Below are 22690 nucleotides of genomic sequence, written 5' to 3'. Positions count from 1 at the left end.
GGCATAGATACTTATCATCAGTCTCAGAATTGCCGTTTCCATAGGGAACAGGAATACCGCTAAGGGACATGATACAATACTCAAAGAAGGACTCAACACAACGAACCCGTGATTAGTGTAAAGGGGATTGCATGGTCGATAATAAACCTCTTCAGATAGCGACTCCTCAAGCCAGAAAGGTTTCCATTCGGGAGCGCAGCGTTCTCGTCGATGATCTCATTGTCGTCAACGGAAATAAGGCTAATCGTACCTCGCTCAAGCGGCAATTTGCCGAGGGTGGATATCAGGTCCAGGAAACGAGGCACTTCTTGCTTTTCACACGCAAGGAGGCTCCATCACTGATCCTCGTCCATTTCTTTGGGCAAGAGGAGATGAACGCCGATATCAAACACTACCTCATGTACGAGCTCCAGCCTTTGGGTCTGCTCGATCGATCAAGTGCGTATGGGAAAATCCTCAGTGGCATTATCGGTTCATTCTTCCCCAACGATGCTCGCGCGGCCTGGTATGCTTACGGGGCAAAAACCTTGCAGCGTTTTCTGTTGTTTCTGTCAACGGCCCGCACGCCGCCTGTGTTCGATTACTACGCTACAATTGGTGTGTTTGCCACCTGGTATCAACGCGTGTGCGAATTATGTGTTGGAGAAACATTCCTCGATGCAGGTTGTGAATCTGGGCTGCTTCCACTGGTGATTGCCGAGCGCATGCCGTTTATGACCCATGTGGTGGGAGTCGATATCCAAACAGGCATGTTTCCCACGGCCAGGGTACTGGCGGAAGAGTGGCACCTTCCCCAGGTGCAGTTTCTCCAGGCTGACCTTCTCAGCGAACACTTTGAGACCATTGGCCAATTTGATACGGTTACTGCGATCGGAGTGATCGAACACTTTACCGAACAAGAAATGGATCGGGTGCTGCACAACTTGCTGAAAGTGGCTAAGCATCGTTTAATTCTCGTTGTACCTTACGAACAAGAACCAGAGGTGATTTACGAACATAAGCAGGTGTTTACTCGCACGAAATTGGAAATGGTAGGACAATGGTGTGTCCAGCAATGGGGAGGGACGAGTCGCATGTGGTGTGAAGAGTGTGAGGGAGGATTGCTGCTCGTTGAGAAACGCCCATGAGTGGAAGAAGAAGGCTGAAGTTAAGAACTTGCCTGGATAGGCAAGTGATGCTGGGCATCTCTCATCAGTGACTGAAGGCGGGTATCATTGGGAAAAGCCTTCAGAATCTCTTGGGTAGTCATCGTAAAGGTCCGGTTCATCGAAGACGCATTGAGGGCGCCAAGAGCAGATGAGGCTGCCTCTGCTGTAGAGGCGCAGGCATCAAGATCTCCTTCACAGGCATATGCTGCCATCTTCGGGAGCAAAACGAGGATGCGGCGAATCAACCAATCCTCCTCCGCCTCGGTCAGGGCTTGCTCAAAATAGGCAATGGCAGTCGGATAGTTTCCGGTTGCAAAAGCATACTTTCCTGCAAGGTGTAACCAGCTCCCACGATCGAACTCCTCGCTGGCACTCAAACGCTCAAGATAGATGGCAGATTCATCCAACTTGTGCTGAGCAAGCGAATAGTCCCCCATTGTGAGAGCGGCATCCGCCCAGCAGCCAAGGAGATGTGCTCGTGTTCGTCGGTGTTCTTCCTCCGTCTGTCCCAAATACCCGAGTGCTTCTTCGAGCGTTTGGATGGACTCTGCTAAACGACCAAGCGATTGATACGCGTCAGCTTGGGAGATGAGATTTTGTGCGATATACCAGGGATCACCAGTCGCCGTTGCTGCATGGTAGGCATGATGATAGGCATGGAGGGCCTCCTCTTCACGCTCCTGGAGATGGAGCGCGGAGCCTATCAATCCGTAGGCTCCCGCATACAGGTACGATCGCGTAGACGGGCGAAGGAGAGCATGGGCTTGGTGAATTAGAGAGAGTTGCAGTTGACCCACCGCAAGGACTTCTACGTTCCCAGCGGTGTGAAACAGTTTCCACCCATCGGCGATACTCTGACCCAATGCACGCCCCAATGCTTCCCGTTCTACTGCTGAGATACGTGTGCCGTCGAGTTGCGCCAGGCGGCTGATCAGCGCGGCTATCCCTAATTCTAAAAGTTGGCGACGAGAGAGCTGCGACATGTCTTGTGTTTCCTCCTCCTCTGGCTCTAGCAGTGCGCGCAAGACATTGAGGGGAGTATCGGGTCGCCCATCTGTTCCCAGCAGGGATAACACCTGACTGACGGTACTCGCCCGCCCCTTTTTTGAACCTTGCAGCCCACCTCTTGGGAGAGCAGGGCGAGCCTGCTTTGCCACCGTGAGTGCTGTTCCTGGTGAAGGTCCCTCCATCCGTGAAGAGAGCGTGCGCGCGCGAGAGGAAACCGCTTGCTGGAAGCCCTCGTAGAGCTGGCGCACATGGTGAGTTGGCTGTTTCCCACGGGCTTCCAGCGTGCGCCTGGTTCGCTCATAGAGGATGCTGGCCTGTTCAAAGCAGCCCTGCTGTTCCAGGAGGAGCAGCAAGCGGTACAGCGCATCCTGGTCGGTGGGAAAGTGAAGCAGGTGTGACTCTAACATCTCTTCTGCCAGGCTCGTTTGCCCGCGCCGGACATACAGGTCTGCCAGGTGCCGGATCATGCGGCAGCGCGCCAACCACAGCTCCTGTTGTCGCTTTTTGACCAACCTATGATGAGCCCACTCGGCACTTTGATCCTCGGCGAAAAACTCGCCGCGCAACAAGGCGCTGGCTTCTTCCCATAGAGAAAGTGCTGCATCCTCTGAGGTCGCCCGGCTCGCCCGCGCTGCCAGTTCTTCAAAAGCATCCGCGTCGACCCACAGACGCGCATGCTCTGCCAGATGCAGGATCTCACCGGGGGTACGCTGATCGAGGAGTTCCTCGCCGCTGGCGGTACGCAAGACTTTACGCAACACCTTGCAGGCGGAACGTAAGGACTCCCGCGCCCGCTCTTCATCGACCTCGGGCCAGAGAATCCCTGCCAGTACACTTTTGGGCGCCTGGCGTCCAGGTGCGCAGAGCAAGAGCTTGAACAGCGTCCGTGCCGAGGTGCGACTCTCCCAAAGCGCTTCTGCTGTTGAGGGAGTCGCATGCCAGACCAGCTCAAATGCGCCAAAGGTATACACACGTAACAGTGGCTTCGGTCCCTCGTGCATATCCCGGGATGCTCCTTCCGTCTTCTTCATTTCCTGAAGCAGTGGTTCACTCAGGTGTTCCTCTCTGCTCTGCCTGTCTCTTCCACCACAGTGCTGCTCGCTTTCCCATTATAGCACGGCCTTTGCTGAACTCAAGCCATATCATCACCGTGTCCCGCTTTCGTCCGCTACTGTCCCGCCCCCGTCCGGGCCCTTCCTTCTGTCTCCACACCCTTGTCCCATGCCTGCCTCAGCAGATCTGCTATGCTCAACCCTGGTGAAATACGAGGTTCCCTTGCAGGCGGTCAGACGTACCCAACAGGCATAGGAGAGGAGAGCAACATGGCACAGTTTGTGATGGTCATTGACGACTCGCTCGTGATTCGGAAGATTCTAGAAACGTGCCTACATCGAGCCGACTACGACGTGAAGAGCTTCCCTGATGGCATCGAAGCCTTGTGCTGGCTCAACACGACAGAAGCGCGCATTCCTGACCTCGTGGTGGTCGATTTGGGCCTCCCCAAACTCGATGGCTACCAGGTCATCCAACAGATCAAAGCCAGACCCGCACTAGAGGGGACCAGGCTGGTCATCCTCTCGCGGCGCGATGGAGTCCTCGATCGCCTCAAGGGTCGGCTGGTTGGAGCGCATGCCTATGTGACCAAGCCCTTCAAGACCGACAAGCTGCTTGCAGTGATCCAATCCTCTTTGGAGAGCGCTGTTCCCGGTATCGAAGGAGCAAGGGGGCCAGGAAGACATGCACCCGTTTCCTCAGAAGAAACGGCGGGCACTCACGTTTCAGGGGAAGACTTTCCCCTCCTGAATATCTCGCATCGTTGAACAACGACACCGAGCAAGATCGCTGAAGGATGGAACCCATCTATGGACGTACAGGAGAACTGGAGCGAAGTGGCCCGCCTGCGACAACGCATCGCCCAAGAATATGAAGCGGCCACGCGGGGACTCACCGGCCTAGCCTTTGGCACGGCCAAGCACGAGTTTATTACGAAGCGTATGGAGCAGATCGGCACATGTCACGAGACGCTCAAGCAACTGGTGGGAGAGCAGGAAGCGACCAGGATGCTGGCTGAGACACTGGAATCGTTGTAATCAGCGGAGGCAGGGGTGATCGGCATGGCTGGCTGAGCGAGAGACACGTCGGTTATCGCACAAAGCACCGACTCAGTCATATTTGCACACCTTACTCCTGGTGCAGGAAGCGACAAACGAGAACAAGAAGATTCAAAGAGCGAGGCTCTCAACCGAGCACATGTTGTACTACACAGAACAAGAGGATGGCTATGAGTACCAGGAGACCACAGATCGGCTCTAACGACGTGGTGGACATGGAACTGCATTGTGTCGCCTGCGGAACGCGATTGTATGTTCCAGCCCTCCAAGCCGAAGCGGTCATCACCTCGCTCAAGCGAACTGGCACCGTGATACTGATCTGCATCTGTGGGCAAGCGCAACTCATTCAATCGAAGCGCCAGAAGAGACACGACTAATAGCAGGCAGCGGCACCTGCATGACGAGTGTTCCCTGGGAGGATGTAAGTTGCACCCCTAAAAGGGATATGGCGCTCATTTCAGCGCCAAGAAAGCAATGGATATGACAGCTGGCAACGTTGACAATGGACATGAGCGCGTCATGCTTCCCAGCGTAGAGCACGACCCCACCAGGCCTCGCATCCTGATCGCTGAGGACCATCCGGCGACCCAGGACCTGCTCTGCTGGATACTGCGACTGGCAGGGTATCATCCTACAGTGTGTGCTAGCAGGCAAGCTGCTCTCACCTGGAAAGAATAGGCTATGATGCCCCGAGACGAGCCTGTGTTCCTGCTTCTCGATCTGAGCCTCCTGGATGTGGCTGACGCCACTGACTTCTTACATCACTTGCGCGCCCGTTGGTACGAGGCCGGCGGGGTGCCGCCTGCGGTTATCGTATTGACGACCAGCAAGCAGGTGCAAGTAGCACTGGGAACGAGCGAACGCGTCCTCCAGAAACCCTTCCATGTGCGGGAACTCCTTGCCCTCATCCAGCAGGTGATTCCGGTGACTTCTCCATGCGCACAGCCACCTCCCTGAACGGGCAGACCCGGACGTGCAAGAACCTGTCAATTCTGCCACTTTGGGAGAGCAGCAGATCCATTACAGAGCATTTGCGTGAGAGAGCGATGGAGATTGGCTCTCAACTGGCATTATGGGTAATAGACAGATCTGGCCCTTCGTGAGCCCAGCGCCGCACCAGGGAGATTAGCGGATCTTACTCTTCAGGCCTTCTCATGAACAGAAAGCCCAGGCGCCCATTCCCGGCGATGGCAAATGGCGTGGCCTCGAATTTCTCTTTGACGTTCCGCAAATGCCGGAGCACCAGGTAGCACTCCAGACCCGTCATTGCCTTCAGTTCTTCGACGCGCGTAAATATGTGTTCCAGCACCCGCTCGTCATCCCGGCGCTCAAGCCGGACCGCCCGCTCGAGCAGGTGGCACCAGAGTCGATATTCCGTCGGGGTCAGATCGACGATGCGGTCTTCCACACACACGAAATGCCGTGCGTCATTGTAGGAGAGTTTCTGCCCGGCCAGGATGGTCGAGTGCAGTTCCCTGAGTGCTTCGTTCTGTATTTTCATCGTGTGTCCTCTCCCGGAGGGAGGCCCTTCCGACCGATCGACGACATGATTCTGGTTGACGGTCTTCCCGCTCTTGCCTCCCAGTCCCAGAGATCACTGTAACACGCTCAGGCGCACATAGGTGTTGGCTTTCACCCAACATGTTGCAGGAAATTGGCAGAGCAGGGAAATTGCTTGACCCTGCGAGAGCATATCCTCTGCTGAATGACAGATAAGACAAGATGTAGAGCGATACTATGGCTATTGAGTCATGGGGAAGCTGCGGAGAAGATCAGTAGTTAAAGAACTCCCCCAGAGAGTGGCAAATGTAACTGAGAAGCTGGCATAATAGGAGGGAGCGAACCACTGGCGGATCAGGAAGAGGCTCCTCACCATACGTATCTGATGAGGAAGAGAACTATCACAAGAGAAGGAGACGCCATCAGCATGTTCCAACCGCTCCACAGTCGGGACCTCCGGCCACACACCGTGATTATTCGCAAGGGCCTCTTGGGAGGCGTGCAGGTGATGCTTTACGATGGTGAGCACTATCACCTCGCGAAGAATAACCAGGAGCTACTCACACCAGCGCAAGCACTGGTAAAAGACGTGGGCAAAGGCGATTATCCCTGTCCCCTGGAACTGAGTGTGCATGCCCTGTTCTAGAGGGAGGGACAAATGATGCCTCGTACCTGTTCTCTACTGAAGCGTACAAGCAGAAGACCTTTCTGGAAGGCCTGTCAGACGGGAACCCAAACCCCTCGGCGAGATTGTCTGACAACTTCACCCTTCGTGTCTGACAGCATGCTGAGAACCGCTGGCGTTGTCAGACACGCGACTCGTCGGTGAGATTCCCGCCGCGAGCCTCGGTGGCATTCCCATCCAGCCGCTCTCGTACATTCTCGCTCACAGTTTCCCTTGAATCGACGCGCATCATATTTCAGGAACCCGCTCTTTCTGGCGGCGACCCGGGTCATTCTGTAGAAGGTGCTTACTCTTTTTCCAGCATGCCGCTCTTAATCTTTCCCTTGCAGCAGCGCGCTCTAGGGCAACACTGTCCCGAATTGATACCTCTCCATTTTTAATCAACACGTATTGATTTCTTTTTCAACCCCTTTCCCGCCGCTTCTAGAGCCACCTCCGATTCAATTTGCCGCAAATTTCACCCTACTGAAACGAAGAAAAAGGCGTCAAAACGTACAGAAAAAGGTGTTGTATTTCGACTACTTTTGGCCACGCCGATACGCTAAAGTGGGGATAGAGCGATCGCTTGAACGACTCAATGATCCGGAAGAAGACCCGGAAGCGCCTGTTGCAACACGCTCCCTGCACAAGTGAGCGCCACTATGGCCTGAAAGGAGGACGGACGCGGCAAACTTCACTCACCTGGGCGAGGCATTCCCTCTGGCAGAGAGACATTCCCGCTCCCTTTGGTCGGTGCCCCAGGCAGGGGCATATGAGCACGCCACGCTCTTTTCGGAGCGGTGCTCGCACAGGTGGTGACCATCGGCAGTTAGCACGAGAGACTTTTGTCGTTCCAACAGTCAGCAAGCAACCAGGAGCAGTTCCCCACCCTGAAGTGAATACAGACACCAGATGTTTGATCCCAGAGAGACGAAAACCGGCTATCCTGACACAGGGTGGGGAACTGCCTTCCCCATTATCTCTGGGATGGAGCGATCGTATGGGATTGACGCCAGCCAAACGCAATCGTTTGCTCAAGACCTATGGCCACTGTCCGCCAGGCTATACCCATGATGACCTGGAACAGTTCCTGGATCTCTTGTATGGCCTCTTCGAGGAGGGAGCGGACCTGCGCCGCATGACCGTCTGCAACCCCTTTGACCGTTCCGACACGCCCCAGCGCATGCGCCTGGTGGACCTGACCGACTGGTTGGAGGCCATCGTTTCCTGAGCTTGTATCGGAAACGACCCGTTGAAGGAATTGACACTGCCTCGTGTGATAAGTACCCGACGCACAAGCACGCATGATGTCACAAAGCGAGGGCGGCGCATGCTCCGCTCGCCATACGTTTGTCTGTGGATGTGGAAGAGGGGCTCCGAGCCGACAGGCTCTCCTTGCCACATCCCTTTTTGAAGGAAAGGAAAAAGAGCCGTGAGGAGCACAAAGATCTTGCTGCTGCTCTCGCAAGAGCATCTGGGCCTGGTGGAAGAAGTGTTTGAAGAGGAATATCCCGGCTGGCGCTGGCTGGCTCGGACGGTGACCTGGCCTCCTACGCTCCTTGGCGTGGTGGAGATCCCGCTAAGAGAGGGGGCACGCGACGTGACCGAGATTCTTGCTGAGTGGAAGCGTACCTACCAGGTCGATTTTGCTGCGTTAGCGCCTGCTGCGGCAGGTGAGCCGAGCGAAGCCGAGTCACGTGGTGCCATTTGGCAGGAAGAAGCTACCGAGCCGTATCACATCCTGTTCGCCATGGATCCAACCGCGCGGTTCGTGCTGGTATTCCCGCTGGAGCGGACAGACGTGGCTGAACGCATCCAACCCGTTCCCTCTAGCTGGCGTGATTCTGCTGATCCGCTACGCTACCGGTTTGTGATGACAGCCCAGACTCATACGGCCCTCTGGCTGACGGAACTGCGCGAAGCCTCTCCAGAATTTGTCGTCTCGCCGTCGGCTGAGGCCGTCATGAATGATCTCCTCAATCTGCCGGGATTAGACTGGTTTCCCGTGGGTGGTGGCGATCCGGCTTCATGAACAATCGAAAGGATGCTGTTTGGGGTAGGAGGCATATCCATCGGGCGGGGAGTCTTTCTTCGCTCCCATGGAGCATGCCGTCTGGTCGCTACCTCCTCGCCTCCCACGAGTTGTGAACGAGCGAAAGGAATGAAAGCATCATGTCACCTTCGTCGTCTGACCCCAATGAAGAGCAGCCGCGCTCTTCTCCGCTCCCGCTGGAACATCTGGAAGGCACTGTGGAGCACGTGATCTACCAGGCGCAAGAGACAGGATTTACCGTGGCCCGGCTCAGCGTCCCTGGCCGCTACGATCCCATCACCATCGTTGGCTGCTTTCCCGCCATTCATGTCGGCCAGACCTTGCACCTGGCCGGGTACTACCAGGAGCATCCCCGGTTCGGGCGGCAGTTCCAGGTAGCGTCTGCGCAAGCCATCCAGCCTGCCACCCTCAGCGGGCTGGAACACTACCTGGGCAGTGGCTTCATCCCCGGCATCGGCCCGGTGATTGCCAAACGCATTGTGGCGCAATTTGGCCTGGAGACGCTTGGGATCCTTGAGCACAGCATCGAACGCCTGGCCGAAGTGCCTGGGATCGGCCAGCAGCGCATTGCCCAGATCCAGGCCGCCTGGCAGACGCAGAAGGCCTTGCAGGACGGGATGCTGTTTCTGCAAAGCCACGGCATCTCTCACACCAACGCCGTCAAGATCTGCCAGCGGTACGGAGATCGGACGGTTGAGGTCGTCTCGCAGAATCCCTACCAACTGATCCAGGACATCGCCGGCATCGGATTCCTCACCGCCGATGCGATCGCACGACGCTTGGGGATCGCTCCCGATGCCCCGGCCCGCTACCAGGCAGGGTTACTGCATGTGTTGCGCCAGGCAGGCGGGGATGGGCACTGTTTCCTCCCGGAGAGCGAGCTGGTTGAGCGTGCCGCCACGCAACTCACCCTTCCTGATCATCCGGTCAACGCGCATCGTCTTGGTGAGCTACTCATGGATCTGTCCGCCACGAAGCAGCTCGTCATCGAACAGGGCTATGGAGCCTGGGCAGACCAGTGCCTCTGTTACGCCCCCGCCTTCTCCTATGCCGAACGGATGCTGGCCGAGCATCTCTCCACCTTTCTGGCACGGCTGGTGGAGATCGACCTGCCAGCAGTAGAACGCTGGATCGAGAGATACACTCACCACATGAGGACAACCCTCTCACCGGCCCAGCGTCAGGCAGTGCTGCTCGCTGCCTCTTCGCGCCTGCTGCTCCTGACCGGTGGGCCGGGGTGTGGCAAGACCTTTACCACCACAACTATCGTGGCGTTGTTCCACGCAATGGGCAAGACCGTCAGGCTGGCTGCACCCACTGGACGCGCCGCCCAACGCCTCGCCGAGCTAACTGGGGAAGAGGCGACCACCATCCACCGGCTGCTCGGCTTTGAGCCACAAACGGGGCGCTTCCGGCACACCGACCGAAATCCATTGGAAGCCGAGACCATCGTCGTGGATGAGGCATCCATGCTGGATTTGTTCCTGGCACATGCGCTCTTCAAAGCTATCCCACCGCATGCCCAGGTGCTGCTGGTGGGCGATATGGACCAACTTCCCAGCGTGGGTCCCGGCAGGGTACTGCGAGACCTGATCGCCTCTGAACAGATCCCGGTAGTGAAGCTCACCGAGGTATTTCGGCAAGCGGCGGCTAGCCAGATTGTCATCAATGCCCATCGCATCAACGCCGGGCAGATGCCGGTCTTGCGGCCCCTGGCACAGGCGGAGGGATCCGATTGCCTGTGGCTGAGTGCAGCCGAGCCAGCAGAAGGAGTGACAGCCATCCACCGCCTGGTCACAGAGATCCTCCCTGCACACGGTATCGATCCAGTGAAGTCGGTGCAGGTCCTGTGTCCGGGCACTCGAGGCGAGATTGGAACTCGCCAGCTCAACACCGTCCTCCAGCAGGCGCTCAATCCAGCTCACTCTGGGAAAGCAGAACTGCTTCGCGGAGACCACCTCTTGCGTGTGGGGGATCGGGTGATCCAGCAGATCAATGATTACCCACGCGAGGTCTTCAACGGCGAGCTGGGAACCATCCGCGTGATCGACCAGGAGGAGCAGGAAGTCATCGTCCAGTTTGCAGAGCGCATGGTCAGCTACGATTTTGCCGACCTTTCGGAACTGGCCCTGGCGTGGGCAGTGACGGTCCACAAGAGCCAGGGCAGCGAGTACCCTGTCGTCGTGCTCCCGCTGTTCATGCAGCACGCCGGGCTCCTCACGCGCAATCTGCTCTACACCGGCCTGACGCTAGCCAGGCAACTGGCAATACTCGTCGGGTCAGCGAAGACCATTGGCTTCGCCGTCCACCAGGTGAGGGAGCAGCAACGCTACACCGCCCTGGCTGAGCGCCTGCGCAGCATGGCCAACTCAGACAGTCTGAGAGGAGGCAGGTGAGAGAGTGTGCTCCCTCACCTGCCCGCCAGGAGGAGCAAGCAGCCCGAAGAGCGAAGGAAGGAAGGAACTGCCCTCCTCTCTTCGCATGCTGCTCTTTGTCTCCTACCTGGCATCCCCCGTGTGTGCCCTGGTGTGCCAGGTGTCGCAACACCCGCCCCTCGCTCCTGGAGGTGTTACCGTTTGTTCGTTGCTCCAGGATCCTCGGTCGCCCGGCGATGATCGGCATAGGCGGCGATCCAGAAGACAAGGGTGAGCAGGATGGCTCCGGCAAACCACCCGTGAAGCGCCGGATCGGCAGCGGTAATCAACCAGAGGAGAACACTGGCAACGAAGAGCACAAAGCAGATGGCCCGGACTCTTCTCGTCCTCCTGGCACGCCGCCTCTTGGCAGGTTCACGCGCGCCGGGATCAGCCATCTGGAGCTGCCGTGAGGGACGAGCGAGGCCTGGGCTCAGTGATGCCAACTCAGACGCAGTTGGCGGGATCGTTGGCGCAATAACCGCGCTCACCCCATGGTCAACTGGAGGGAGAGCATGTGCCGGGATGGTAGGGGAGAGCGTGTGAGCAGCCTGCTCGAGAGCGGTCGCGAACCCCCTGACGCTGCCAAACCGCCGGGCGGGATCCTTCGCCAGCGCGGTGAGCACCACACGTTCCACTGCTGACGAGATCCCCGCATTCTTCTGCCTCAGCCCCGGCGCTGGGGTCAGCAGGTGCTGGCTGGCAAGTTCCACAAAGCTCCCCGAGAAAGGTCGCTCACCGGTGAGCCATTCATAGACGACCACCGCCAGCGCGTATTGATCGCTGGCAACACCGGGTTTACCTCGAAACTGCTCCGGAGCCATATAGGCCGCCGTTCCAACCACCTCCTGAGTACTAACGCTCCGCGAGCGCTGGGAGAGGACTGCGATGCCAAAGTCGCCGAGCAGGACCTCCTGGCGTGCTCCCACCAACAGATTTTCCGGTTTGACGTCACGATGGATGATACCCCGGTCGTGAGCATACTGGAGCGCCTCAGACACCTGTGCCACGTAGTCGACCACTTTGGTGAGTGGGAGCACTGTCCCTTTGGGATGCGCACTGCGCAGCGTTCCTCCGGGCGCAAAGCTCAGCACTAGAAAGGGCGTACCCGCCTGCACGTCATAGTCCAGTACCCGCACAATGTGCGGATGTTCCAGACGGGCAATGAGCTGCGCTTCCCGGCGGAAGGCCTCGAGATCTTCAGAGGAAAACGTGACATGGAGCAGCTTGAGGGCGGCCAGCGTCCCCAGATGTACATGCTCGCCCAGGTAGACCGTGGCAAACCCGCCTTCTCCGAGGACGTGCAGCAACCGATAGGTGCCAACCTGCTGCCCAATCCGCTGGTTCATCCATCCCCTCCGGTCCAGGCGGCATGGAGCACGCTCGCCCCCTCCCTCGCGACGGCGAGGTTTGCGAAGGAGGGAGTGGACAAACCACCGGAGCGACATGTTCCGGCGGTGAACCACCAGGAGTGGAAAGTACCCATCTGATCATTTCCTCTCCGGTTTGCGAGCAGGTTTCTTGCGGAAGCCTCGACGCCGGTCCTCTCGCGGCCCCGGCATGCGCGTCGGCAGGTGATCCCCCGGACTGAACTTGCGCTTCTGGGCCTGCCTGGTTTCATCGTTCATGTGCATATAATTCAGCACCGTTGAGAGGTCCTCGTGGCCCAACAGTTCTTGGAGGGAAAAAGGATCATTGCCCAGGATGAGATACCGTACCGCGAAGGTATGGCGGAAGATGTGCGGGCTGATGCGCTTGTCGGTGATCCCGGCGCGTTGCCGCACCCGCTTCACGAGCAAACTCACCCCATTGTTTGTCAGCGGCAGGCGCGTTTCGGAGAGGAAGAGGTGATCTTCCCCGGCGCTGCCCCACTGCGCTAACTCCTCCTCATCTGGCCGATGGCGATCCAGGTAATAGAGCAGGTTGCGCAAGCAGTTGTTGCCCAGCGCAATGCGTCGCTCCTTGGATCCCTTACCTTTGACGATGATGGTGCCATGCTTGCGGTCAAAGTCCTCCAGGCGCAGATGACATAACTCGGCCAGCCGAATGCCGGTATCGTAGAGCAGCCAAAGGATAGCCCGATTGCGGGCGGCCGCCCGGTCGGCCAGGGGACCCATTTCTCCAGGAGGGGTGCAGGCCTGCAGGAGCCGTTCAAACTCCTCCGGCTCGATGATGCGAATCAGCGGCTTTCCAACTTTCGGTAGGGACAGCTTGTCAAAGGGACTGCGTTCCAGAATCTCGCGATGCACCAGCCAGTGGAAGAAGGCCCGGGCTGAGCGCGCATAGGTCTGGACTGTGCGCTCAGCCCGGAGTTTGCCATGACTGCCCGGAGTCTTGCGCAAGGCAGCAAACCAGGCGGAGAGATCGGCCGCATCGACTTCGCCTACCAGGGTGATGCCTCGTTCTTTTTCTAAGAAGGTGCGCAAGAGCCCGAGGGCGGTCTGATGCCATTGCAGGGTTTTCGGGCTATGGTTGCTGCCCTCGTGATCGGCCAGGTAGTCCTGGATGGCGCGCGCAACCGTGGTCTGGGCGCGGCGCTTCGAGAGCAGGTCGCGCTGCCCCTGCTGCCCGGTCGGGCGTTTCGTTTTGGAGGGGTGCTCGGCAGCGCGGCGACGCACTGCCGCTTGTGCGTTCAGTTTCGTCCGCTGCGCCGCCGCGCGGGCCTCCGTCACCTGTTTCGATGGTTGTTTGGATTGCTCGGATACCATTGGTTTCTCTCCTTACCTGATAACTCAGCAGGAGACAGGCAGGCGTGGTGGGCACCGAGGCAGATGGTCGCGCACGCGCCGAGGCAGATAGTCGCAACGGTAGTGAGGCAGATGGTCGCTGCGCGCGTTTGCGCACACAACAAAACCGCCTGCTCTGGTCTCCATCACTGCCTGCTTGTCTTCAAACAGCGTATGAAGCTTTCCCAGAGAGACGGTTTCTTACCTGGAGCGGGAGACGGGGCTCGAACCCGCGACAGCCTGCTTGGAAGGCAGGAACTCTACCACTGAGTTACTCCCGCATGGTCTTTGCTAGCATCGAATGAGCTTGAAGTCGGCGGGTTGGGTCGGGGTGCGCGGACTTGAACCGCGGACCTCATGGTCCCAAACCATGCGCGCTACCAACTGCGCTACACCCCGCTAAAGTATTCGCTCACTTACTCACTCATATGCTGTATCAGGATAGTTTGCCTGAATGCAAGCGCACTATAACACGCTTTTGGCGAAGTGTCAAGTACTGTTTCGCCCCTTCGCCCTGCCCGCTTCGGTCGTTGTGGGCAATATTTGCGCTTGTATTAATGATCTTTTCTGCGCCTGTAACGCAGTTTGAGGAGGAAGAGATTCCAACGCGTAGCCAGGCTGCTGAGCGGATTGCGCCGGATAGTTGTGACGTTGCCATATGGACCGGGCCGCGTGGCATAACTGGAGCGCGATACAAACGGGAGGATAAGGATGATCGCCAGGCAGGCCGCCCCTACCACCGCCACGATTCCGGTGAACATGTCTGCTTCACCCTGCGCAAAAGCCCAACCACCGGCGAGGAGCGCTGCAAACCAGGCAATAATGAGTAGCCATTCCGAAGCACTGAAATTGAATGAGGGCATAGAACGTCGACGCGCACGGCTGCGGAACTCCGATTTGCGCCGTAACCGCCCACTGATTTTTTGGCCTATGCCAGGCTTCGGCTCCGTTTTTTCCAAATTTCGCAGGATTTCCTCAATCTCGCGCTCGTACTTGTTCGACATCTCAGTTCTCTTCCTTGGACTCGCCAGAACGCGCCTGGAATTCATTAGCATATTTCGCTTCTAATGATACCAGGGTCTTCGTAGGCAGACAAGAGCTATCTATCTCACTCTCAATTTTACCATATTATGAGCTAACTTGAAGCAGTTTTTTGACTTTTTCGACCACTTCAAGTGGATGAAATGGTTTTGTGATATGTTGCGCGGCTCCAAGATCAAGACTGATGCGCTGGTAGATATCCTCAGCATGGGCTGTCATAATTATGACAGGGACATGCCGGGTTTCGAGTCTACTGCGCAAATGCTCGAAAAGACTATAGCCATCCATGCCTGGCATCATTACATCCAGAATAATCAGATCAGGCATCTGCACAGCAAGCAGGTCTTCAAGTTGCCGGTCGTTCGAAGCGGCATGCACTTCAAAACCGGTGCGAGTCAGCGCAAAGGTGATAATTTCTCGCACTTCCTTGTCATCATCTACGACAATGATCTGTTTTGGCATGAGCCGCTTGCTCCTATCCTATGCTTTCTTGTTCTCCAGGTTTGTGCGAATAATATTATCTATAATACGTATTTCAAGGCAGAAGTACAACAGGTATAGCCAGCTTTTCGCAACAGGGGTAGAGATTCTTCGTTTCACTCAGAATGACATGCCTTACTGGGACAAGGGTAGGCCCTTACAACGGACGTATCGAATGCTCGAATGCTTGACTTATTGACTCTCATCGTTGGCTCTGTTATCATTACGTCCAGTAGGGACAGAGGCTTGCCCTGTCCTCGTTGACCAGCCATGTGAGAAAGGGGCACGCATGCATAATCACCCTCGCCATTCGGCTCAATTAAAAGAGCAAGAGCCAGCAACAGAGGCGTGGCGCGCTGTGCTACAACGCATTATCGCCCTCCCCGGCGAACGCCAGCGTCTCGCAGCTGCCATGTCGGTCTCCCCTATGACGCTTTCACGCTGGGCCAGCAATGAGGCCACGCCGGGGAAACCACAATTGATTCACCTGCTACAGTGCGTGCAACCTCACTATCGTACAGAGTTGCTAGAGGCCCTTGAGCAGGACTACGACGATGCTGCTTCCTGGTTAGATGAAGAAATACCGGAACACATTCCAGGCCAGTTCTTCTCGCAGGTGTTGAACACACGCGCTACGGTCACCGACTCATTGCGCTTCTGGCAAATCAGCGAGATGGTCTTGAAACAGGCCCTTGCCCAATTGGACGTACACGGACAGGGCATGTCCATCACGCTGGCGCAGTGTATGCCGCCCTCTTCCGGCGGGAAAATTCGCAGCCTGCGCGAGCGCCTTGGAAAAGGTACACCACCCTGGCCAGAAGACCTGCAACACCTGGCGGCCTTTCTCGGTATCGAATCGCTCGCGGGTTACGTTGTACAAACGCGCCGCCCGGCAAGTATTGAAGACCTGAGCAAAGAACACCTGCTTCCAGGATATCAAACCGAATTTGAGGTAAGCGCAGCTGCCTACCCCATCTGGCAAGAAGGGCGTATTGCCGGTTGCCTGCTCGCTTCAAGCACGCAGATTGGCCATTTTACCGAACAACGCCTGTCGCTCCTCGGCACATTCAGTGATATCATCTCCCTGGCATTCAACAAAGAAGATTTTTACGACCCCGATCTTATTGCATTCCGCGCTATGCCCCTGGCGCCTGAACAACGCCCATATCTGTCCTCATTCCGTCAGAAGGTGGCCCAGACGATCATCCGGGCAAGCCAGGATCACCGGCATATCGACAATTTCGAGGCCGAACGCATCGTATGGCAAGAATTGGAAGCAGGGTTTTTGTCCTTTCCCGATCACTCAATGTGATATTTGCGCATCAAGTAGCGGAGCTGGTCAACTTTCGCGAGGCCTAGAAGTTCGGCAGCCCGCGCGCGATTATAGCCGGCGGACTCTAGCGCCCGGCGCACAAAATACCGCTCTACCCGTTCGTTGACCTCTTCAAGCGAAATCTGGCCGGGGGGATGCAAACGCAGCCATTGCTCCCAGGGGTCGATCTGGCTACCACGTTCATCATCGATAGTCCCTACAATTTCACGCGGCAAGTGGGAAGGCAAAAGTTCATCACCGGCGCTAAGAATCATCGCGCGCTCGATCACATTTTTCAGTTCGCGCACGTTGCCCGGCCACCGGTAGGCAAGCAGCAGGCGCTGTGTTTCTGGCGCGATACGCCGCACATTTCTCCCCAGAGACCTGTTAAAATCGTCCACAAAACGCGAGGCGAAGAGGAGAATATCGCCGGGACGTTCGCGTAGCGGCGGAAGTGCGATACGCAATACCGCCAGGCGAAAGAAAAGATCGGCGCGAAATTTACCCTCCTGCATGGCCGCTTCAAGGTCGCGATTAGTCGCCGCCAGCACGCGCACATTGATCTTGACCTCCCTATTGCCGCCAAGACGATAAAATGACCTGGTTTCTAGCACGCGTAAGAGCTTGGCCTGCATGTCGAGCGGCATTTCGCCAATTTCGTCAAGAAAGAGCGTTCCCCCATCTGCCAGTTCGAGCAACCCACGCTTTTGCTTTTTCGCATCGGTGAAGGCGTATTGCTCGTAGCCGAATAATTCGCTTTCAAGCAGGTTATTGGCAATGGCAGCGCAATTGAGGGGATGGAATGGGCCGGAAGCACGCAAGCTCTGATCATGAATGGCACGAGCGACAACTTCTTTACCGGTGCCACTTTCGCCGGTGATCAGAACCGAGGCTGTATCGCTTCTCGCGACTCGCGCTACCAGGTCAAACACTTCGCGCATACGCTCGCTGTGCCCGACGAGATAGTTGAAGTGGTAGTTGTCGCTGCGCTCGCGCCGCAACTGGCGCAATTCACGATACATCGCGCTCATCTCCAGCGCACGCTGGACGGCCAGCAATAGTTCGTCGAGATCAAAGCCTTTGATAAGATAGTCAGAGGCTCCCAATTTCATGGCGGCTACTGCCGTTTGCACATCTCCATAGGCAGTAAGCATGATGACCGGCAACTCTTGATCGCTTTCGCGAATGCGCGTCAATACATCCAGGCCTCCGAGATGAGGCAGACGCACGTCGAGCAGTACCAGGTCAATGCTGCTTTTTTGCAATTCCGCCAGGCCTGTTTCCCCATCAGGCGCCGTATAAACCTCGTAGCCATGCTTTCTCAGGTAGCGCGCGAACTGATGCGGCAGATTAGGTTCATCATCGATAATGAGAATGGTTAAACTCACTTCCAACCCCCTATGCATGTCATTCTGAGCCAGGCATGTCATTCTGAGTGCAACGAAGAATCTCTGCCTCGTTGCACTGAGATTCTTCGCTTCGCTCAGAATGACACAGCTCGCTCGAAGGTACATTCCACGAAGAATCTATACCAACGGCAGGCGAACTATGAATGTGGCGCCATACCCATGCTGGCTCTGCACCTGAATAGACCCGCCGTGATCCTCGATGAACCGGCGCGTTATTGGCAAGCCGAGTCCAATGCCGTGGGCTTTTGTAGTAAAGAATGGTTGAAAAATTCGTTCGAGTTCACCAGGCGCTATTCCTGTACCGGTATCGCTGATAGAGATTTCAAGATTACCCTGTTGCTCGTCAGGTGAAACACCCGCTGCACCAACTCTAAGGGACTGAGTGGATACCGTGGGTACCACCTGGCAGGAAACGGTGAGTAGTCCGCCGCCGGGCATCGCGTGAATAGCGTTCAGCACCAGGTTCAGCAGGACCTGCTCCATTTGCGCCACATCTACCTGTACTGCTGGAACTTCATGAAAGGCTCGCTGGATGACTATCCCTGCCTCCTGGCATTGAGGTTGTATCACCTGCACTACGCGCTCGATCAATTCCAGCATATTGCACTCTATCCTGTGCAACTGGCGAGGGCGAGAAAAGAGCAAGAGATCATGGACAATCGCATCTAGCCGCTCGACCTCCTGAAGTACAACGGAGATCGCTTCTTGCGCTTCAGCCAGAACGAACTGCGTATCTTGATCGACACGCGAGAGATCATCCAGCAGCATTTGCATGGATGTTTTAATAGCGGCAAGGGGATTACGAACTTCATGGGCCATATTCGCGGCCATCTGTCCAAGCGCTGCCAGCCGGTCAAGGCGGCGTTTCTCTTCCTCCAGCCGGCGCATAGTCGTTACGTCGGTAAATGTTAAAAGCACGCCTACCTGCTTGCCCCGATCATCACACAAGGGCAGCAACGTGGCGTCGAGTACTATTTCCTGGCTCCTGTAATCATTTGTGACGACGGTTTCATTCTGCGCTATACCCGCCTGTACAACAGTTTGCACCGTCTGGAGAGGGAGAAACTTTTGTAAGGGTTGTCCCTCGACCTCAAATGAATGATAGCCGGTTATCTCTTGCGCGGCACGATTGAACGTGGTGATCCGGCCATCCAGGTCGATGGTGATTAAGCCGGCAGGTATGCTTTCCAGAATCAACTGCTTCAACTTCTGATCTTCTAAGACCTGGCGTAATAATTTGCGTGCCTCGTTGCGCGCCTCTATGACGGCTTCTACGAGCGCGATGTTTTCCAGAACCGCGCCGGCCTGGTCTGCTACGACTTGAAGCAAAATAAGTTCCTCACGGCGTAATTTCCACGGCCTTTGAAAGGCGCCCACGATTATCCCTAATACACGCTTTGTCTGTGGAGGCGTTGGCGCTACCGGCTGTACTGTCCTGGCGGTACCTGCCGTCTCCATGGGCACAGCAGTGAAATGTGCTGTCTCTCCATACCGGTTCAATATGCTCATGCGCGTTCCTATCTCTCTGGCGAGTAAAGGAATGGCAAAAAAGGTCTTGATCGCTTGCGGTAGCTGATCCAGGTAGCCTGCCGATTCACTATCACCGGGTCGTTCGAGAATGAGAGGCGCTGAATTGACATCGTGCTGGCTGCTAAAATGCTGCCAGAGCATAGCCTGTAAGGTTGGTGAGAGCCAGGGCAGCGTATCCGCTGGCGTAGACGAGAGCAGCAGGCCGCACATATCGGCAGCGGAAATCTCCCTGGTACGCTGCGTGACGATTGCCTGCAGGCGGTTCAGGTCGTGCATCGAACCGTTCACCTGGCTGCTAATGCTGTTAAGGAGCGAAAGTTCACGAATGCGGTCGCGCTCACGCTCGAGCAAGCGCGTATTCTCCAGTTGCATGGCAATGATATTGGCAGCCGTCTCTACAACCTGCACGTCATTTGTAGTCCAGTGTGCAGGCGACCGAGCCTGAGATGTTTCGTCAAGCACAAGCGGCTGTGTTTCCGGCGTGTTGTTGCGGATTGCGACGAGAACGCCGGTAACGCGCTGCCGGTAGACAAGAGGGACGGCGATTATCGTTGGCTGCATGCTATGCGGTGGTGAGGTGACAGCATGACGTATACGCCAGGCCTGAGCCTCAAGCGTATTCCCTTTGAGGTCGATGGGATTGATATGGGCGACTGCCAGCAAAGAGGCCGACCAGCCGGGGTGATCGTCGTAGCTACCCGCTGCGAATTGCAAGGTTTCTCCTATGCGTTGATACAGCAGCACGCAGCGGCAATGAAATAAATGAGCAAGGCGCCGGGGCAAACTATCGCGCAGCGTGCGATAATCTGTAATGGCGCTGAATTCTTGAAGGATGGCGTTAAATACTTGAGTAGCGTGCAGATGAGAGACCTGTTGCTCCACTTCCATCATTCCAAACACTCCCCCACGATGTTGAACGACCGCAAAGATCATCCAACGTTGGCTTACCTGCAAATGTTGATGATGCTGTACTATACCAGAAGCAGGGCATTTTTGCACGTTACAAGCTCTTTTGTGAGAAGATTGTAATCTTTGAGAAGAGGGCGACCTCAAGGGTACACCCTTACTAAAACCACGACACGATTCCAGAGATAAGCCAGCTTGTATTTTCCAGTACCGGTGAGTACAATAGAGCAATGGATCGCGCGGATAGAGAAAAATGGGCAAGACATATGAGCCAGGTGAATAAAACACAAGAAACGAGTACGAACGAGACTGGCGATTTCTCTAAAAAGAAGTTGATGCGGGCACATATGTTGCCCCGATGGACAGCCTTGATTGGGATCTTAGCGACAGGTGTGATCTACCTGTTTCTACCAGAAAAGCTGATTATCGGGCCAAGCTGGTTGCTGCTGGCGATTGAGGGGGTGCTGATAGCGCCTTTCGCTGTAGCATGGCTGGCGGGCTATCATCTGCCGCACTTTACTATCCGGCTGCTGGCTTTAGTCTTGCTGGGCGTGGTAACGATTGTGCTGGCGATAGGGCTGGCACTATTGATACAGACGCTGCCTGAGAACAATCATGCGATCAACTTGTTGCAGTCGGCCGGGCTGCTGTGGGGATTAAATGTGCTGGTGTTTGCTTTGTGGTATTTTGAAATTGATGGCGGCGGGCCTTTAAAACGCCACCTGGCCGGGTATAAGCCGGTCGATTTCGTGTTTCCACAACAGCAGGACCAACCATTCAACACAGATGAACACTGGTGCCCGCTCTTCTTTGATTATCTTTTTCTGGCGTTTACCGGGGCTACAGCTCTCAGCCCGGCGGACACGTTTCCATTGACGCGCAGGGCTAAAATGCTGATGATGGTCGAGGCGCTGCTCTCGATGACGATCATTATATTGTTAGCGGCGCGCGCAGTGAATATTTTGTAGGGACGACTATAGGTGCCCACACAATGGAAACGGGGGAACTACCAGGGCGACCGGTAGAGAGCCGATTGATCGCGCTCGTGGTCGCCCCTACCCTATGCGAGCCGGCGATAGTATCCCATCACGGGCGATAGGTGACCTCTTTTCCTTCCTCATCTCCTGTTCTCTTGACAATGCTCCGGGCGGGAGTGGTGAATGCGACTTCGCGACCATTTTTGAAGACGTGCAGGCGGGCCGGGATGAGTCGCAGGCTTTCGAAGGCCGAGGGTGCATCGAGGATAAGGAAGCTGGCCGGTTTGTCCTCTTCGATGCCATAGCCATCCTGGATGCGCAATGTTCTGGCGGCATTGGTGGTAATCAGGTCAAGTACGTCGTTGATCTCTTCGTAACCGCTCATGTGGCAGAGGAAGAGCGCAAGCTGGGCGGCGGCGAGCATATCGCCCCTGCCGAGCGGGAACCAGGGGTCCATGATCGAATCGTGCCCAAGGGCGACGTTGACGCCGGCGGCGAGTAATTCTTTAACACGCGCGATGCCGCGGCGCCTGGGATAGGTGTCGAAGCGACCTTGCAGGACGACATTATCGAACGGGTTGGCGACGATGTTGACCTGGGCGCGGGCCAGCAGGCGAATGAGCTTGAAGGCGTAGGCATTGTCATAGGAGTGCATGGCGGTGCAGTGACTGGACGTGACACGTCCCTGCCAGCTCTGCTCAAGGGTATCGGCAGCCATTACCTCGGTGAAACGCGAATGGGGGTCATCGGTTTCGTCGCAATGGCAGTCGATGTCGCGATTGAACTCCCTGGCCAGTTGAAAAACATAATGAACATCCTCGACGCCCATATCACGCGTCCACTCGTAGTGCGGAATGCCCCCTACTACATCACAGCCGAGTTCCATAGCCTTGCGCATCAATTCGCGCCCGTTGGGGAACGAGAGAATGCCATCCTGGGGAAAGGCGACGAGCTGCAGGTCGCAGATATCGCGCACCTCTTCACGCACCTCGAGCAAGGCACGCAGGGCAGTCAGATTGGGGTCGCAGACATCGACGTGGCTGCGAATGTGCAATGTGCCCTGTGCAACCTCCCAGCGAATCTCTTCAAGGGCGCGTTTCCTGGTATCCTCGACGGTCAGGCTCGGCTTGCGCTCGCTCCAGATCTGAATACCTTCCAGCAGCGTGCCGGTCGAATTATAGCGGGGTTGCCCGACCGTGAGTACCGCATCGAGATGCACATGAGCATCGATAAACGGGGGTGAGACGAGTCGACCTCCGGCATCGATCTCGCGGGTAGCGGTAGCTGTGGAAAGGTCGTTGGCGATACTGGCAAAGAGTCCATCCTTGACGGCGATATCGACGAGGCCCTGACGGCGATGAAGTTGTGCGTGACGCACGAGAAGATCATATTGCATGAAACGTTCCTCTTT

At 56.4% G+C, this 22690-nt stretch carries 22 protein-coding genes and 2 tRNA genes; 12 read left to right on the top strand and 12 right to left on the bottom strand.

Annotated elements, in window-relative coordinates; genetic code table 11:
* Positions 1-131: 131 nt before the first annotated feature.
* Positions 132-1127: a class I SAM-dependent methyltransferase gene (locus VFA09_22910; protein ID HZU70139.1), complete on the top strand. Its 996-nt coding sequence runs from the start codon at positions 132-134 to the stop codon at positions 1125-1127.
* A 20-nt stretch (positions 1128-1147) separates the two neighbouring features.
* Here the strand turns inward: VFA09_22910 and VFA09_22905 are convergent, their stop codons facing one another.
* Complete coding sequence (locus VFA09_22905) at positions 1148-3157, bottom strand: BTAD domain-containing putative transcriptional regulator (GenBank protein HZU70138.1); 2010 nt, start codon at positions 3155-3157, stop codon at positions 1148-1150.
* A 321-nt stretch (positions 3158-3478) separates the two neighbouring features.
* On the opposite strand from VFA09_22905, the gene VFA09_22900 reads away from it, so the two are divergent.
* From VFA09_22900 to VFA09_22880, 5 genes are all read left to right on the top strand, one after another.
* Complete coding sequence (locus tag VFA09_22900) at positions 3479-3976, top strand: response regulator (GenBank protein HZU70137.1); 498 nt, start codon at positions 3479-3481, stop codon at positions 3974-3976.
* A gap of 42 nt (positions 3977-4018) precedes the next feature.
* Complete coding sequence (locus VFA09_22895; GenBank protein ID HZU70136.1) at positions 4019-4246, top strand: hypothetical protein; 228 nt, start codon at positions 4019-4021, stop codon at positions 4244-4246.
* 191 nt (positions 4247-4437) lie between these two features.
* Entirely contained in the window at positions 4438-4644 is a 207-nt protein-coding gene (locus VFA09_22890; GenBank protein HZU70135.1) for a hypothetical protein, read from the top strand.
* Positions 4645-4747: 103 nt separating this feature from the next.
* Positions 4748-4945 (top strand): hypothetical protein, encoded by a 198-nt coding sequence (locus VFA09_22885; protein HZU70134.1) that lies wholly within the window; start codon positions 4748-4750, stop codon positions 4943-4945.
* A gap of 3 nt (positions 4946-4948) precedes the next feature.
* A complete protein-coding gene (locus tag VFA09_22880; protein HZU70133.1) occupies positions 4949-5224 on the top strand; it encodes a hypothetical protein in 276 nt (91 codons plus the stop codon).
* Between the two features lie 178 nt (positions 5225-5402).
* On the opposite strand, the gene VFA09_22875 is transcribed toward VFA09_22880, so the two are convergent.
* Complete coding sequence (locus VFA09_22875) at positions 5403-5768, bottom strand: hypothetical protein (GenBank protein HZU70132.1); 366 nt, start codon at positions 5766-5768, stop codon at positions 5403-5405.
* Between the two features lie 426 nt (positions 5769-6194).
* Here VFA09_22875 and VFA09_22870 point away from each other — a divergent pair, with 426 nt between their 5' ends.
* The 4 genes from VFA09_22870 to VFA09_22855 all read left to right on the top strand — a co-directional run bounded on the left by VFA09_22870 (position 6195) and on the right by VFA09_22855 (position 10880).
* Positions 6195-6413 carry a hypothetical protein gene (locus VFA09_22870; protein ID HZU70131.1) on the top strand — a complete coding sequence of 73 codons (219 nt, stop codon included), beginning with the start codon at positions 6195-6197 and terminating at the stop codon, positions 6411-6413.
* A 1018-nt stretch (positions 6414-7431) separates the two neighbouring features.
* The gene (locus tag VFA09_22865; GenBank protein ID HZU70130.1) at positions 7432-7662 is read left to right on the top strand and encodes a hypothetical protein; all 231 of its coding nucleotides are present in this window, start codon (positions 7432-7434) and stop codon (positions 7660-7662) included.
* A 201-nt stretch (positions 7663-7863) separates the two neighbouring features.
* Positions 7864-8463, top strand: a complete 600-nt coding sequence (locus VFA09_22860; GenBank protein ID HZU70129.1) for a hypothetical protein — start codon at positions 7864-7866, stop codon at positions 8461-8463.
* A 140-nt stretch (positions 8464-8603) separates the two neighbouring features.
* Complete coding sequence (locus VFA09_22855) at positions 8604-10880, top strand: ATP-dependent RecD-like DNA helicase (protein ID HZU70128.1); 2277 nt, start codon at positions 8604-8606, stop codon at positions 10878-10880.
* Positions 10881-11053: 173 nt separating this feature from the next.
* Here the strand turns inward: VFA09_22855 and VFA09_22850 are convergent, their stop codons facing one another.
* The 7 genes from VFA09_22850 to VFA09_22820 all read right to left on the bottom strand — a co-directional run bounded on the left by VFA09_22850 (position 11054) and on the right by VFA09_22820 (position 15127).
* Positions 11054-12247 (bottom strand): serine/threonine-protein kinase, encoded by a 1194-nt coding sequence (locus VFA09_22850; protein ID HZU70127.1) that lies wholly within the window; start codon positions 12245-12247, stop codon positions 11054-11056.
* Complete coding sequence (locus VFA09_22845) at positions 12244-12384, bottom strand: hypothetical protein (protein HZU70126.1); 141 nt, start codon at positions 12382-12384, stop codon at positions 12244-12246. Before VFA09_22845 ends, VFA09_22850 begins: the two co-directional genes overlap by 4 nt.
* A 4-nt stretch (positions 12385-12388) precedes the next feature.
* Positions 12389-13606, bottom strand: coding sequence for a tyrosine-type recombinase/integrase (locus tag VFA09_22840; protein ID HZU70125.1), 1218 nt, complete (start codon positions 13604-13606; stop codon positions 12389-12391).
* A 224-nt stretch (positions 13607-13830) separates the two neighbouring features.
* Positions 13831-13905, bottom strand: a tRNA-Gly gene (locus VFA09_22835).
* Positions 13906-13950: 45 nt separating this feature from the next.
* Positions 13951-14023, bottom strand: a tRNA-Pro gene (locus VFA09_22830).
* Between the two features lie 155 nt (positions 14024-14178).
* A complete protein-coding gene (locus VFA09_22825; GenBank protein HZU70124.1) occupies positions 14179-14628 on the bottom strand; it encodes a hypothetical protein in 450 nt (149 codons plus the stop codon).
* A gap of 124 nt (positions 14629-14752) precedes the next feature.
* Positions 14753-15127 carry a response regulator gene (locus VFA09_22820; protein ID HZU70123.1) on the bottom strand — a complete coding sequence of 125 codons (375 nt, stop codon included), beginning with the start codon at positions 15125-15127 and terminating at the stop codon, positions 14753-14755.
* 307 nt (positions 15128-15434) lie between these two features.
* Here VFA09_22820 and VFA09_22815 point away from each other — a divergent pair, with 307 nt between their 5' ends.
* Positions 15435-16457: a GAF domain-containing protein gene (locus VFA09_22815; protein HZU70122.1), complete on the top strand. Its 1023-nt coding sequence runs from the start codon at positions 15435-15437 to the stop codon at positions 16455-16457.
* On the opposite strand, the gene VFA09_22810 is transcribed toward VFA09_22815, so the two are convergent.
* Entirely contained in the window at positions 16445-17845 is a 1401-nt protein-coding gene (locus VFA09_22810; protein ID HZU70121.1) for a sigma-54 dependent transcriptional regulator, read from the bottom strand. The genes VFA09_22815 and VFA09_22810 overlap by 13 nt on opposite strands.
* A 138-nt stretch (positions 17846-17983) precedes the next feature.
* Positions 17984-20287 (bottom strand): ATP-binding protein, encoded by a 2304-nt coding sequence (locus tag VFA09_22805; protein ID HZU70120.1) that lies wholly within the window; start codon positions 20285-20287, stop codon positions 17984-17986.
* A gap of 281 nt (positions 20288-20568) precedes the next feature.
* Between VFA09_22805 and VFA09_22800 the strand changes: the two genes are divergently transcribed.
* Entirely contained in the window at positions 20569-21270 is a 702-nt protein-coding gene (locus VFA09_22800) for a hypothetical protein (protein ID HZU70119.1), read from the top strand.
* 118 nt (positions 21271-21388) lie between these two features.
* On the opposite strand, the gene codA is transcribed toward VFA09_22800, so the two are convergent.
* A complete protein-coding gene (gene codA, locus VFA09_22795; protein HZU70118.1) occupies positions 21389-22675 on the bottom strand; it encodes a cytosine deaminase in 1287 nt (428 codons plus the stop codon).
* Positions 22676-22690: the final 15 nt, after the last annotated feature.

This window comes from Ktedonobacteraceae bacterium (assembly GCA_035653615.1).
Lineage (GTDB): Bacteria > Chloroflexota > Ktedonobacteria > Ktedonobacterales > Ktedonobacteraceae > DASRBN01.
This window is presented reverse-complemented; position numbering and strand designations above follow the sequence as displayed.